An 11,969-nucleotide genomic window follows, 5' to 3' on the forward strand; every position below is an offset into this window, starting at 1 on the left:
TGAAATGGCCGTGGATGCGGATGGCGAGGGCTTCGTTGACGCCTTCGACTTCCATCAGGTCCGCCACCTTGGCGCGGGAGACGCCGCGGGCGGAGCCGAAATGGTGGAGCAGCGCCTTCTTACGGGTGGGGCCGATGCCTTCGATCTCGTCCAGCGGAGATTTCACGATATCGGCAGAGCGTTTGGCGCGGTGCGCGCCGATGGCCCAGCGGTGGGCTTCATCACGCAGGCGCTGGAGATAGTAGAGAACGGGCGCCTTCTCCGGCAGCTTGAACGGCGCGCGGCCGGGCCGGAAGAACTGTTCGCGCCCGGCATTGCGATCCACACCCTTGGCGATGGAAACGAGGGTGACATCGTCCGGCGTCAGACCCAGTTCGGCGAGGGTTTCAATCACCGCATTCAGCTGGCCGAGACCGCCATCGATCAACACAAGATCCGGCCAGTCATTGACTTCGCCGGCCTCGCGCTCTTTCAGCGCGCGCGAGAAGCGCCGGCGCATGACTTCGCGCATCATGCCGAAATCATCGCCGGGCACGAGGTCGGCATCCTTGATGTTGAACTTGCGGTAGGCCTGCTTGCGGAAGCCTTCCATGCCGGCAACAATCATGCCGCCGACAGCGTTTGTGCCCTGGATGTGGGAGTTGTCGTAGACTTCTATACGCTCGGGTACTTCCGGCAATTCGAAGACCTTCTGCACCTCCGCGAGCAGGCGTTCCTGGCTCGCGGATTCAGACAGCTTGCGGGTGAGCGCCTCGGAGGCGTTGCGTTCGGCCTGGGTGAGCAGGTCGCGCTTGGCGCCGCGTTCGGGCCTCCGCAGTTCGATTTTCCGCCCGGCCTTGAGGGCGAGCGCTTGCTCGATCAGCTCCTCCTGCTCCGGCGTCTCATTGACGAGGATCAGGCGCGGCGGCGGGCGCTTGTCGTAGAACTGCACGAGGAAGGCAGCGAGGATTTCTTCCGTGGTCTGATCACGCTCATGGCGCGGGAAGTGCACTGTCGCGCCCCAGTTCTGGCCGGCACGGATAAAGAAGACCTGCACGCAGGAGACCCCGCCGTCCATGGCAATGGCGAAGACATCCGCTTCCTCGATGCCGTCCGGGTTCACATCCTGCGAGGCGCGGACATGGGCGAGGGCGCGGATACGGTCGCGCAGGCGGGCAGCGTCCTCGAATTGCATGGCTTCGGCGGCGGCTTCCATTTCGGCAGCGAGGCGTTTCTGCAGGTCAGCGCCCTTGCCGCGCAGGAAGTCAGCCGCCTCGTTGGCAAGCTCCTCATAGTCCTCCTTCGAGATCAGCCCGACACAGGGCGCGGCGCAGCGCTTGATCTGGTGCAGCATGCAGGGGCGGGTGCGGGCGGAATAGACGCTGTCTTCGCAGGTGCGCAGCAGGAAGGCCTTCTGCAGCGTGTCGAGGGTGCGCATCACGGCGCCGGCACTGGCGAAGGGGCCGAAATAGTCGCCCTCGTCCTGCTTCGAGCCGCGATACTTCTTGATCTGCGGCGCCTCGTGATTGCGGCGGATGAGAATGTAGGGGAACGACTTGTCGTCGCGCAGCAGCACGTTGAAGCGGGGCTTCAGGGATTTGACGAGGCTCGCCTCCAGCAGCAGCGCCTCGGTCTCGCTTTCGGTAACGACGAATTCCATCCGCCGCGTCTGCGAGATCATGCGGGCGATGCGCTGGGTGTGCCCGCCCATGCGGGTATAGTTGGAGACGCGCGCTTTCAGGTCACGCGCCTTGCCGACATAGAGCACTTCGTCCGCATCCCCGAACATGCGGTAGACGCCCGGCTTCGCGGGAAGCAGGCGCAGGTTTACGCGGATGACATCGACCCCGCGCAGAGGCGCGGCGCCGGGCTGATTCTCGTTCATGCCAGACAGATAGACCTGCCCGGGCAATCCCGGAAGGGTTCAGGCTGTGGGTCCGGAGGCCATCATCCAGCCTGCCCCGGCCGCGGAGGCGACCAGGAAAAACAGGATGCCGAGGAACTGGCTCTCTGCCGCCTCACCTCTCCGGCGGCGCGCAACATGGCTGACCGCAAGGTACAGGACGCCCATCAACGCCACCCCGATCAGGATCAGGCGCTCTGTCAGGCTGAGTTGAGCCAGCGCGGCATTCAGCTGGCGATTCATGTCGCCGATATCCCGCCCTATGCTCCACAACGCGGCCTCAAGCCGCGCCTTCCACAATCCACCGTCCATCGTCCGTCTCCGGGCCTGCCCAATGGCCTTTAGTGCCCAGCCGGACGCGGATTCTGCGCCAATCCTTTTACGGCGGGGCCAATTCGGGAACGGAAGTTTTCCTTACCGGCGCAATCTGCGGGAAACCAAACCTTTCCGCCGCTGGCGGGCCCGGCGCGCCTTGCGGAGCGGGGGGCGCCCCGGTATGCGTGCCCCGCTTCCCTCAGACGAAGGACCCCCGTTCCATGGCCGCCGACATCCAGCTTTCCGAAGCCATCTCCCGCGTGAAGCCCTCTGCCACGATTGCCGTGACGACCAAGGCGAACGAGATGAAACGGGCCGGCCTTGACGTGATCGGTCTCGGTGCTGGCGAGCCGGATTTCGACACGCCGGAAAACATCAAGGAAGCCGCCATCCGCGCCATCCGCGAGGGCAAGACGAAATACACACCCTCCGACGGTATCCCGGAGCTTAAGGAAGCGGTCTGCGCCAAGTTCGCGCGCGAGAACGGGCTGACCTACAAGCCGAGCCAAGTGAACGTCTCGCCAGGCGGCAAGGCGGTGCTGTTCAATGCGCTGATCGCGACGCTGAACGTGGGCGATGAAGTGATCATCCCGGCGCCCTACTGGGTGAGCTATCCGGAGATCGTGCTGCTCACAGGCGCGAAGCCTGTCGCCATCAGCTGCGGGCCGAACACGAACTACAAGCTGACACCGGAGGCGCTGGAAGCAGCGATCACGCAGAAGACCAAATGGCTGATCCTGAACTCGCCGTCGAACCCGACCGGCGCGGCCTACACGCGTGCCGAGCTGAAAGGCCTCGCTGATGTGCTGCTGCGCCACCCGCAGGTCTGGGTACTGACGGACGACATGTATGAGCACCTCGTCTATGACGGCTTCGAATATTCGACCATCGCGCAGGTCGAGCCGGCGCTGTATGACCGTACCCTGACGATGAACGGGGTCTCCAAGGCCTATGCCATGACCGGCTGGCGCATCGGCTATGCCGCCGGGCCGGAGAAACTGATCGGCGCGATGCGCAAGGTGATGGACCAGTCGACCTCCAACCCCTGCTCGGTCAGCCAATGGGCGAGCGTCGAGGCACTGAATGGGCCGCAGGACTTCCTGCCCGGCTTCCGCGCCGCGTACCAGGGCCGTCGCAACCTGATGGTCGAGGGCCTGAACAAGGCCGAGGGAATCGTCTGTCCGAAGCCGGAGGGGGCGTTCTATGTCTACCCGTCCTGCACCGGCCTGATCGGCAGGAAGGCCCCTTCGGGCACGGTGATCGATAGCGACAAGACCTTCGCGGCAGAGCTGCTGGAAGCCGAAAAGGTCGCCCTCGTCTTCGGCGAGGCTTTCGGCCTGCCGGGCACGTTCCGGATTTCCTATGCGACTTCGGATGCGGTGCTGAAGGAGGCGCTGGTGCGGATTCAGCGGTTTTGTACCGCATTGTCATAGACGCGGCCTATAGCACCTTCGGACAATCCACATTTGTGCGCGGGTGGGCGCGTGCCCATATCCAGCCTACACAGGTTGCGAGAGCTGCAAGGAGACTGACATGGCGATCGATATCGGACTGACGGACGCCGCCCGCAAATCCTCTGCCGAGGCGTTGAAGGTGCTGCTGGGCGAAACTTACGCGCTCTACACCAAGACGCATGGCTACCACTGGAACGTCACCGGGCCGCGCTTCAACGAGCTGCACACGATGTTCATGGCGCAATACAACGAGCTCTGGCTGGCGCTCGACCTGATCGCGGAGCGGATCCGCGCCCTCGGGCATTTTGCACCGGGCTCGTCCGGCGAGATGCTCGAGAAAGCCTCGATCAAGCCGGACAATGGCGTGCCGGAAGCCGCCGAGATGGTGAAGAACCTCGCCGCCGGGCATGAGGCGGTCAGCAAGGCAGCGAAGGCGGGCATCAAGATCGCGGAGAAGAATGGCGACCCGGTCTCGGTCGACCTCTTCACCCAGCGCGCGCAGATCGCCGAGAAGACGGCCTGGATGCTGCGGGCGTCTGCTTAAACCTTGACACCAAGGCCGCGTGCCAGCGCCGCCATCGCATCGCGCATGTACTGCTTCGTCACCGCGACACCCGGATATTGCATGAAGGCATGCGGGGCGCCGGGATAGACGTGCAGCTCGACCGGCACACCGGCCGCCATCAGGCGTTTGGCATAGTCGAGGTTTTCTTCCGTGAACAGATCAAGCGCGCCCGTGGCCATGAAGACCGGTGGCAGGCCGGAGACATCCTCCGCGCGCGCAGCGGCGGCGTAGGGCGAGACACCCGCACTGCCGGGCGGCTGGCCCAGAAGGCTCGACCAGCCGAAATGGTTGGAGCCGTTGTTCCAGACATATTCGCCGTACATCGGCGAGAGATCTGCGCGCACGGCGGTGCGGTCGTCGATCATCGGGAAGATCAGCTGCTGGTGGCAGAAGCGGTATTCACCCCGGTCGCGCACCAGGAGGGCGAGCGCGGCGGCCAGCCCGCCCCCGGCGCTCTCGCCCGCCACAGCGATGTGGGCCGTGTCGATGCCGAGCTCTGCCGAATGAGCAACGGCCCAGGCGAGCGCCGCATACGCATCTTCGACATTGCCGGGATAGCTCGTCTCCGGCGCAAGGCGGTAGGCAGGCGCGACCACGACCGCATCAAACGCATCGGCCCATAGCGCGCATTGCGGGCCCATGAATTCCGGATTGCCCATGATATAGCCGCCGCCATGCAGGTGCAGGATCGCGGGGCGGGCGGCAGCGCCGGATTTTTTCCGGTAGAGCTTCACCCGCACATCCGGCGCCCCTTCCGGGCCCGGAATATAGCGCTCCTCCACCGACACGCTCTCGGGAAATGGCGGCAACAATGCCAGCATCGCATTGCGCGCCTGCCGGATGACGCCGAGATTCTCAGCCGAAAGGGTGACCGTCGGCATCGCCTCGATCAGCGGCAGGAGTTCGGGGTCCACGAGGTGGCGTGACGGCATGCTATTCCTCCCGGGCGCGGCTCTACTCATCATCTTCGAGATAGCGGATGACGCCGTTCTTGTACTCAATTCTGACTTCTATCCGCTGGCTGATGGCAGAGCGCTGGCCCTCATCCACGACTTCCAGCGGTCGGTCACTGCCATAGCCTGTAACGCTGACGATAATCGCCGGATCAACGCCCTGCGCGATCAGCCAGTCTCGCATGGCCTCAGCCCAGGACTGGCTGAGCGCGCGCTCGGCTTCGCGCTCGCCGGCGCCATCCGTATGGGCCTCGATCCGGATTTCGGACACTTCGCCTGCCCGCAGAGCCGGAAGGATTTCATCCGCATACGCGCCGGGCGAGAAGGTGCGTCGGTCTTCGATCTGCATACGGAGGAAGACGCTGGGGATCACCTCATATCGCGGCGCCGGGGCTGTTACGGGTGGCGGCGGCGCTGCTGAGGGCGGCGGAGGAGGTGGTGGTCGTGGTGGCGGAGGCGGTGGCGGCACGGTCTCCAGCGCTTCCAACTCGCCATCATCCGTCATCGGCAATTGCGGCATCTCCTCCGGCGCCGGCGTCGGCGCGCCGACCCGCATGCGCTGCGGCTGCACCGGTGCTTCGGAAACGCTCTGCAGCGGGAAGGCCGTGCGGTAGAGGGAGCAATCCTCCTCAGCCGGCCTCAGGCCCACATTCACCCGGAAATATTCGAGCCCGTCCGGCACGCTGCCATAGCGGCGGCGCTCCAGCGCCCTCTTCTCCGGATTGGCTTCCGCCAGCGCACATACGATGTCGCCGAGGATGAAGGGATTGTCGGAATAATAGTTGTGGCCCAGCCCGAACAGCTCGGTCGCAATCCCGGTGGCATCGACCGTCTGGTAGTAGGGGTTGGCGCGGATGAAGGGCTTGTCGCCATTCGTATCGCCGAGGCGCAGCTTGTTGTTGACGACGCGGGAGACGTGCAGCGCGCGGTCGGCATCTGAGGTGTAGATCGTGATGTTGGCCTGCAGGTTGTCGAGGATTCCGGTGGTCGCCTCGAAGATGTCGCGGTCGACATCGGCGGCCACGAGGATGATCCGGAACTCGATATCGCCGCGGCTCTTCCGTTCCAGATAATCCGACGCGTAGGATTCCAGAGCCTCGGTGAGGATACGGTTGCCCATCGAATGCGCGACGATGTTGATCCGCCGGATCTGCGCATTGCCGGTGAGCACATCGAGGAATTCCTCGAGATAGGGCGCCGCCGCCAGCGAGCGGTCCTGGTCACCCCGGTAATCGCCCAGCGAAACCCTCCCGGCAGAAGGCCAGCTGAACAACACCGGCACGCCGACATCAAAGATGCCCCGCCGCGACAGGTCGACCGACAGCTGCGCAGAGCGGATCAGGGCGTCATCGAAGGGCGTGTTGAACCCGTGCACGAACAGGAGCGCCGACTCCGAGCCGCGATTTGCCAGTGCCTCGTCCAGTTCCGAAAGGAAAGTCTCGCGGCCTGCCTGGGTGATCCGTGTCAGGAAGACATATTTGGCGAGTTCGGAAGGCTCTTCCGGCGGCGGGCCTTCCAGAATCGGGGTTTCGCCCCTGTCCCGGCTGCCGCCTTCCTCGATCAGCTTTGGCAACCAGACATCTGCGCGCCCGAACAGCAGCTGGCCGGCATCGTTTGACGTGGCCTTGCGGACATCTGTCTCCTCCGCCGCCCCGGGTTCGCGTCCCTCAAGCGCCAGCTCCCGGTTGGTGCCGAACAGCACGCGCACACAGTCCACCGCGTTCTGCGTCGCCGGCGTAAGCAGCGCGGCACAATCGGTTCCGAATTCCGGATGATACTTGGTCGGTTGAGGCTTCAGCAGGAAATAACCGCCCGCAGCGCCTGCGCCTGCCAGCACCAGCAGCAACAGTATCAGCAGGAACCACCGCATCACGCCCACCTCGCAAAACCTGCCTGCGAGACATCATAGACCCATGACCAATTCAAGGCACATGCCCGTCCCGGATCGCCGCATTTCACTGCGCACTTGCAACGCACGCGGAATGTTTTAACGCTCCGCATCATGACGGGGCCATGACATCTGGGGGAGACCGGGCGAATGATCTTTGCGCTGGCGGCTTATATCATCCTGCAATTCGCAATCGCACTCTGGGCCAGCCGGTTCGTCAATTCAGAAGCAGACTATTTCGTCGCCGGGCGGCGCTTCGGCCTCCTGATGGTCGGCGTGTCGGTCTTCGCCACCTGGTTCGGGGCGGAGACGGTGATGGGGGCCTCCGGTGCGATTGCCGAAGAGGGCCTCGCCGGCGGGCGGGCCGACCCGTTCGGCTACACGATCTGCCTCATCGGCATGGCCCTCTTCCTCGCCTACAAGCTGCGCGATGCAGGCGTGATGACCTTCCCGGACTTCTTCGAGCAGCGCTTCGGCGCCCGCGCCGAGGTCACCGCCGCGATCCTGACCATCCCGACCTCTATCATCTGGGCCTCGGCGCAGCTGCTGGCCATGGGCCAGATCATTTCCGAAACCGCGATGATCAGCCTGAACATCGCCCTGTTCGGCGGAGCCGTGCTGATCATCGCCTATACGACCATCGGCGGCCTGCTGGGCGATGCGATGACCGACATGGTGCAGGGCGCCGTGATGATGGTGGGCCTGACAATCCTGCTGATCACCATCCTCGTGTCCGGCGACTTCTCCTTCGCGAAGATCACGCCCGAACAGTTCGACCTCTTCACCTATGACGAAGAGGGCACGCGGGAATCCTGGCTGTCGGCGCTCGACACCTGGATGGTGCCTATCCTCGGCTCGCTGGTAGCGCAGGAGGCGATCTCGCGTTTCCTCGGCGCCAGGTCCGCGAGTATCGCCCGCAAGGGCTGTTTCCTCGCCGCCGCGCTCTATCTCGTGTTCGGCTCGATTCCGCTGATGATCGGCCTCCTCGGCCATTCGGCCGGCTTCGAGGCCGACTCCACCGACAGCTACCTGCCGGAACTGGCGAAACAATATCTCTCGCCGGTCATGTATATCCTGCTGATGGGCGCCATCATCTCGGCCATCCTGTCCACCGTGGACACGACCCTGCTGGCGGTGTCGGCCATTGCCCAGCGCAACCTGATCGACCCGGTCGCCCGCGACCTGCCGGAGCCGCGCAAGCTGATGCTCGGACGCTCGCTGACCCTGCTGGCGGGCCTGATGGCCTATGCCATCGCGGCCTCGGGCGAGACGATCAAAGGCCTCGTGGAGATCGCCTCCTCCTTCGGATCGGCCGGTATCGTGGTGGCCCTGCTGATCGGCCTGCACTCGGGCTATGGCCGGGAGAAGGCGGCGCTGGCGGCCCTGTTTGCGGGCGCGGTGCTGAGCTTCCTGGGCTACGGGATGCCCGCCTGGTTCGTCGGCCTGTTCGACGAAGCCGCCGCCGAAGCCATGCCGCTGTGGACGCAGGGCTATGAAGGCTCGTTCGTGATCTCTGTTCTGGGCGCGCTGGGTGCCTATATCGGCGTCGCCGAGCTGGAAAAGCGCGGAATGGTCAGCGGGGCGGAAAAAGAAAGCCCGGCTGCATCCTGAGACGCGCCGGGCTGAAGTGGGGTCCTGTTAGGGGGGAGGAAACGCCCAATCGGAGGAATGATCGGGTTATGCCCAGGACCCTTGGCATGACCCCTAGATAGGCGCTTTACGCTGCAATGCAACATGCGGCAGAGCATCTCACGCATGCAATTCTGCATGAATTACCGCAAATTCACGATCACTAACGCATGGGCAACTTGCGCAACGGTTCGGTCTCCGTGGTCAGGAAATCCCGGAACGCGGCCACCCGTTTCGAGCGGCGCAAGTCACTGGGATATATGAAATAAAGGTCGAATGTCGGCCCCGTGATCTCGGGCAGGATCCGGACAAGGCGGGGCAGTGCGCTGGCCATGTAATCCGGCACATCGGCGATACCCAGACCCGCATCCACGGCCCGCATCATCGCGAAAACGTTATTCACCTTGAGGGTGGCAGGACGGGGGGGTGCGTCACCGCGCCCTACCCTCTGGGCGAAGCTCATTTCCTGTAGCGGGCTGGAATCGTCGCCATAGGCGATGATCCGGTGATTATCGAGGTCCTGGGCGGTGCGCGGTACGCCGTGCGCCTTCAGGTATTCCGGGGCGGCATAGAGGTTGGTGGCCACGGTTCCGAGCTTGCGCTGGATCAGGTCGGCCTTGTCCGCCGCCCAGAGCTGGATGGCGCATTCGGCCTCCAGTTTCAGCAGGTCATACTCGTGCTGGTCATTCAGCCGCAGATCGAGGTGCAGGTCCGGATGGCGCCGGACAAAGCCCCCGAGGCGCGGCACCAGCCAGGTCGACCCGAAGGCCACCGGCGCCGAGACGATCAGTTCGCCCTGCGGGGTTTCCTGCTGGTCCTTCAGCGCGGTGTTGGCCGACTGGGCGGCGGCGGCCATGTCCATGGTCGAGCGGTAGAGCGTGTGGCCGCTATCGGTCAGCACAAGGCCGCGGGCATGGCGCTGGAACAGGGACACGCCGAGCTGTTCCTCCAGCGCCGCGATCTGGCGCGAGACCGCCGACTGCGAAATGCCAAGACGTTCGCCGGCCAGCGTCAGGCTGCCGGCTTCGGCAGCCGCATGAAACGAACGCAGTTTACCCCAATCCATGATCGCCTCCACGCCTCCACCTGAACGCGGCACAATCACTGATTCTCACGGCTGATTTCGATTTATTCAAGGCGACGTTGCATAACCGCGCGCGTTTCGGCCTGATTTCCAATGCGTTTTATCTCGCGCAGCAGAAGCAGGAGGTCATCTTCCCGGGTGCGGTGATTGGTGAGGTTTACCCGAATCACCGTGCGCCCCCGCAGGCGGGTGGTGGACGGCGCCGCGATTCCCTCTTCCTGCAGGCGCACGACAATTTCGGCGTTCAGGGCATCGGAAGCGGCACCACCGAGCCCCTGAGGCGCGTAGCGGAAACAGCAGATGTTGAGAGAAACCGGCGCCATCAGCTCGAAATCCGCATCAGCGCCGATCTGTCGGGCAAGGAAGGCGGCCTGCTGCACATTCCGGGCAATGGCCTCGCCGAGACGCGCCGTGCCGAAGCCGGCGATCTGTGTCCAGACTTTCAGGGCCCGGAATCCGCGGGAGAGTTCGGGGCCATACTCCACCGGCCAGGGATTGCCGGCCGCAAGGCCGCGCGTTTCGCCTTGCAGATAGTCCGGCCGGTCAGAGAAGGCGCGCCGGTGCAGCGCCTCATCGCGCACCAGAACGCAGCCGGCATCGTAGTTCACATGCAGCCATTTATGGAAATCGAAGGCGAGGGAGTCCGCCCGCTCTATCGCGGCGAAACGTGGCGCAAGATCCGGTACGAGCCGGGCGAGTGCACCAAAGGCCCCGTCAACATGCAGCCAGAGACCCTCTCGCGCGGCAATGTCTGCCAGCACAGCGAGCGGATCGGTCGCGCCGGTGTTCACTGTACCGGCGGTGCCGATGATGACGAAGGGCTGGTAGCCCGCAGCCCGGTCTGCCGCGATCGCGGCTTCGAGCGCCGCCGTGTCCATCTCGAACGGGTCATTGACCGGAACGCGGCGCAGCGCAGAAGCGCCGAGGCCCAGCATATCGAAGGCGCGCGAATTGCACGCATGCGCCTCCGCCGAAGCATAGCCGACGAGGCGGGCGCCTTCGACGCCGTCCTGACGGCTGGCAAAACCGAGGCGCGCATCCCGCGCCGCCTTCAGGGCAATGATCGTCGCCAGCGACGTGCCCGAGACGACGAGCCCGCTGGCAGTTTCCGGAAAGCCGAACAATTCCCGGCACCAGCGGATCACCTGCTTTTCAACATAGATGGCGCCGTGATCGCGCCCGCCGGTATTGGCGTTCATGGCCGCAGCCGTGATATCGGCTAGCAGGTTCAGCGGCGTTCCCGATCCATGCACCCAACCGAAAAAGCGCGGATGCGTATTGCCGACGCCATGGGGCAGGAGCGCGGTGAGCGCGGCGGCAATATCTGCTGCGTCGCGCCCCGCGCCCGGCAAGGGCTGATCGAAGGCCACCTTCAGCTCATCCGGCAAGGGCGTCCAGACCCGGCCGGCGCGTGCCTCCTGCATGCGGTCGAGCGCCTCTTCCAGCACGGCATGCGCCGAGGCGCGAAACGCCTCCCAGTCCTCAGGATCAAGACTTGCGCCGTCTTCCGGCCCGCTCACTGGCTGGCCCACAGGATGCGCGCGATCCAGACGATTTCGGCCGGGCGGAACTCCCGGGCCGGATAGTCCGGGTTCAGGGAATCCAGAATGACCGTGCGCGAATTCCTCCGGGCAAGGACTTTCGCCATCACCTCGCCCTCCACGGTCTTGGCCACCACCCGGTCGCCGATCTTCACCTCTGCGCCGGGTGCCACGATGATACGGTCGCCGGCGCGGTAGGCAGGCTCCATCGAATTGCCGGAAATCTGCAGGGCATAGACGGTCTCGTCGCCTAGGCCCGGAAAGCGCACCTCGTCCCAGCCTGACCCCACCGGAAAGCCGGCATCGTCGAAATAGCCGTCCCGTCCGGCCTGCGCGAAACCGATCAGCGGCGCAGTGGCGCCCCGGCGCCCTTCAACCAGCGCAGCGAAATCGTCAAACCCCGCCCCCACGGCGTCCAGCACCCGCGCCAGGCTCTCCGTGGTCGGCCAGCGCGGGCGGCCATCAGCGCCTTCGCGCTTGGACGGATTGAAACTCGTCGGATCAAGCCCGGCCCGTTTGGCGAGCCCCGAGGCCGAGAGCCCGTTATGCGCCGCGAGCTGGTCGATACCGCGCCAGATGTCCTTGTGCTGCATGGAGCCTGCCCTGATTGCGTGGAAATTATTCCTATCAGGAAGAATTGCCTGGCGTCAATGCGGGC

The 11,969-nt window shown here is 64.6% G+C and carries 10 protein-coding genes; 3 read left to right on the top strand and 7 right to left on the bottom strand.

Going from position 1 to position 11,969, the window contains the following annotated elements; translation table 11 throughout:
- Window positions 1-1,864: excinuclease ABC subunit UvrC (gene uvrC, locus ACK4TE_RS11595; protein ID WP_409911677.1), on the bottom strand; the 1,864-nt coding region annotated here is incomplete at its 3' end.
- A gap of 39 nt (window positions 1,865-1,903) precedes the next feature.
- Window positions 1,904-2,194, bottom strand: a complete 291-nt coding sequence (locus ACK4TE_RS11600) for a hypothetical protein (protein WP_409911678.1) — start codon at window positions 2,192-2,194, stop codon at window positions 1,904-1,906.
- A 224-nt stretch (window positions 2,195-2,418) separates the two neighbouring features.
- On the opposite strand from ACK4TE_RS11600, the gene ACK4TE_RS11605 reads away from it, so the two are divergent.
- Together ACK4TE_RS11605 and ACK4TE_RS11610 are read left to right on the top strand one after the other, a co-directional pair.
- Window positions 2,419-3,630: a pyridoxal phosphate-dependent aminotransferase gene (locus tag ACK4TE_RS11605; RefSeq protein WP_409911679.1), complete on the top strand. Its 1,212-nt coding sequence runs from the start codon at window positions 2,419-2,421 to the stop codon at window positions 3,628-3,630.
- Window positions 3,631-3,730: 100 nt separating this feature from the next.
- Window positions 3,731-4,195, top strand: coding sequence for a Dps family protein (locus ACK4TE_RS11610; protein ID WP_409911680.1), 465 nt, complete (start codon window positions 3,731-3,733; stop codon window positions 4,193-4,195).
- Here ACK4TE_RS11610 and ACK4TE_RS11615 read toward each other — a convergent pair.
- Window positions 4,192-5,148 (bottom strand): alpha/beta hydrolase fold domain-containing protein, encoded by a 957-nt coding sequence (locus tag ACK4TE_RS11615; RefSeq protein WP_409911681.1) that lies wholly within the window; start codon window positions 5,146-5,148, stop codon window positions 4,192-4,194. The genes ACK4TE_RS11610 and ACK4TE_RS11615 overlap by 4 nt on opposite strands.
- Window positions 5,149-5,170: 22 nt before the next feature.
- Window positions 5,171-7,039 carry an alpha/beta hydrolase gene (locus tag ACK4TE_RS11620; RefSeq protein WP_409911682.1) on the bottom strand — a complete coding sequence of 623 codons (1,869 nt, stop codon included), beginning with the start codon at window positions 7,037-7,039 and terminating at the stop codon, window positions 5,171-5,173.
- A 168-nt stretch (window positions 7,040-7,207) separates the two neighbouring features.
- Between ACK4TE_RS11620 and ACK4TE_RS11625 the strand changes: the two genes are divergently transcribed.
- The gene (locus ACK4TE_RS11625; protein ID WP_409911683.1) at window positions 7,208-8,668 is read left to right on the top strand and encodes a sodium:solute symporter family protein; all 1,461 of its coding nucleotides are present in this window, start codon (window positions 7,208-7,210) and stop codon (window positions 8,666-8,668) included.
- Window positions 8,669-8,849: 181 nt separating this feature from the next.
- Here ACK4TE_RS11625 and ACK4TE_RS11630 read toward each other — a convergent pair whose 3' ends face one another.
- The 3 genes from ACK4TE_RS11630 to ACK4TE_RS11640 all read right to left on the bottom strand — a co-directional run bounded on the left by ACK4TE_RS11630 (window position 8,850) and on the right by ACK4TE_RS11640 (window position 11,904).
- The gene (locus ACK4TE_RS11630; protein ID WP_409911684.1) at window positions 8,850-9,752 is read right to left on the bottom strand and encodes a LysR family transcriptional regulator; all 903 of its coding nucleotides are present in this window, start codon (window positions 9,750-9,752) and stop codon (window positions 8,850-8,852) included.
- A 62-nt stretch (window positions 9,753-9,814) separates the two neighbouring features.
- A complete protein-coding gene (locus ACK4TE_RS11635) occupies window positions 9,815-11,302 on the bottom strand; it encodes a pyridoxal phosphate-dependent decarboxylase family protein (RefSeq protein ID WP_409911685.1) in 1,488 nt (495 codons plus the stop codon).
- Window positions 11,287-11,904, bottom strand: a complete 618-nt coding sequence (locus ACK4TE_RS11640) for a helix-turn-helix transcriptional regulator (protein ID WP_409911686.1) — start codon at window positions 11,902-11,904, stop codon at window positions 11,287-11,289. The genes ACK4TE_RS11635 and ACK4TE_RS11640 overlap by 16 nt, the downstream gene beginning before the upstream one ends.
- Window positions 11,905-11,969: the final 65 nt, after the last annotated feature.

This window comes from Hyphomonas sp., assembly GCF_046313975.1.
GTDB lineage: Bacteria > Pseudomonadota > Alphaproteobacteria > Caulobacterales > Hyphomonadaceae > Hyphomonas.

Coding starts and splice junctions, on each gene's coding strand:
- ACK4TE_RS11640 (WP_409911686.1), bottom strand. CDS start 11,904: ATGCAGCACAAGGACATCTGGCGCGGTATCGACCAGCTCGCGGCGCAT.
- ACK4TE_RS11630 (WP_409911684.1), bottom strand. CDS start 9,752: ATGGATTGGGGTAAACTGCGTTCGTTTCATGCGGCTGCCGAAGCCGGC.
- ACK4TE_RS11625 (WP_409911683.1), top strand. CDS start 7,208: ATGATCTTTGCGCTGGCGGCTTATATCATCCTGCAATTCGCAATCGCA.
- ACK4TE_RS11615 (WP_409911681.1), bottom strand. CDS start 5,148: ATGCCGTCACGCCACCTCGTGGACCCCGAACTCCTGCCGCTGATCGAG.
- ACK4TE_RS11600 (WP_409911678.1), bottom strand. CDS start 2,194: ATGGACGGTGGATTGTGGAAGGCGCGGCTTGAGGCCGCGTTGTGGAGC.
- ACK4TE_RS11605 (WP_409911679.1), top strand. CDS start 2,419: ATGGCCGCCGACATCCAGCTTTCCGAAGCCATCTCCCGCGTGAAGCCC.
- ACK4TE_RS11620 (WP_409911682.1), bottom strand. CDS start 7,039: ATGCGGTGGTTCCTGCTGATACTGTTGCTGCTGGTGCTGGCAGGCGCA.
- ACK4TE_RS11610 (WP_409911680.1), top strand. CDS start 3,731: ATGGCGATCGATATCGGACTGACGGACGCCGCCCGCAAATCCTCTGCC.